A 1291-nucleotide genomic window follows, 5' to 3' on the forward strand; every position below is an offset into this window, starting at 1 on the left:
TAATTGCTCCCGTTATCCCTCCGCTCCATTGGTTCAATTTATTATAGGTTTTAGAAACCATATTCTCTATCGACCTCAACGGATTACTCATAGACATCGTATTCGCACGGGCCTTAACTTGTTTTTCTTGCATCTTACCGCGCATAAAGCTCATGATATCGGAAACAAACGCAATCTGATCTTCACTCCCACCCGTAGCCCGGATAAATGCTCCCGCCAAACTCGAATTAATCTGATCTTCTATCTTTCCTTTAATCGAAGACTTAATCCCCGCCACACCACCGGAAATATAAGCCATAATCATATCTTTGATAAATGAATCCGCTGACTCAGCCGCAATCTTTGCTTCCTGGAATTTTTTCTCGTTTCTTTCTTTTACCACAGATATATCGTTCGCTGCGGCGGAGATTCTCTTAACATCACCCGCAAGACCCACATCATAGAAATTCTTAAGCACTGCGTTCTGTTGGGATCCTATATTGTCCCACTCTTCCTCGCCCCAAGAGTCAAATAAATCTTTTCCTTTAGGAGCCATGATCGGTTTGACTTCCGCCAAGCTCACATAACGAGTCTCAGTTTGTGTTCCACTGATATATTTACCTTCTCTTCTTCCGCCGATCTGACCGTTACTGATCGACTTTGTAAGTGTTGCTACATTCGTTTCTTTATTGACTGTATAAGTATAATCCTGTCGAAGTAGACTCTTGCACTGTGTCGGATCCACATAACAAGTGCCAGTCAATGCCTTCTCTTCCGCAGTCATCGTAAGTCCCGTTGTTTGACCGAGTAATATTTTCTCCATCTTATTAAGGGAACGTACAATCATTCCATTTTGGTATTCAAAACCTTGCCCTTGCATATATGCAATCGAATCCTTGAATACACTTTTAAAACAAGCGTCTTGTGTTGCTCCCGCTTTAGCCATACAATCCACCATTGGCTTCCACTTAGAATCATTCATCTGATTCAAGATATGTTGGAATTCCTTGTTTCCTTCCAACACTCCATTGTCATTGTATTTGAGAACAACGCGGTCTTCCCATTTGATTCCGTATGTGATCTGGTTGAGTAGTTTCTCCTGTTCTTTGTCAGCCATTCTCTCGTTGTTTTCATTGGTAGAGAGCAGTTGGGAATATTGGTACACTCCGTTTGCTGTGTTGCTGAAAATAGTACTGATGTCTTTGCCATCTACCTTCAAACTTGTCTCAACTTTCTTTTGGCTCGCCGCATTGAAAATAGAATACGATTGTCCACCGGATGTATTTCCTGTAAGAGAAGATACAAATCCTCC

Annotated in this window: 1 pseudogene; it reads right to left on the reverse strand. The window is 41.8% G+C overall.

What is annotated here, in order from left to right:
* A pseudogene (locus EHS11_RS19780) lies at positions 1-1291 on the reverse strand (hypothetical protein); the annotation flags it as partial.

It is taken from the genome of Leptospira ilyithenensis (assembly GCF_004771005.1).
Lineage (GTDB): Bacteria > Spirochaetota > Leptospiria > Leptospirales > Leptospiraceae > Leptospira_A > Leptospira_A ilyithenensis.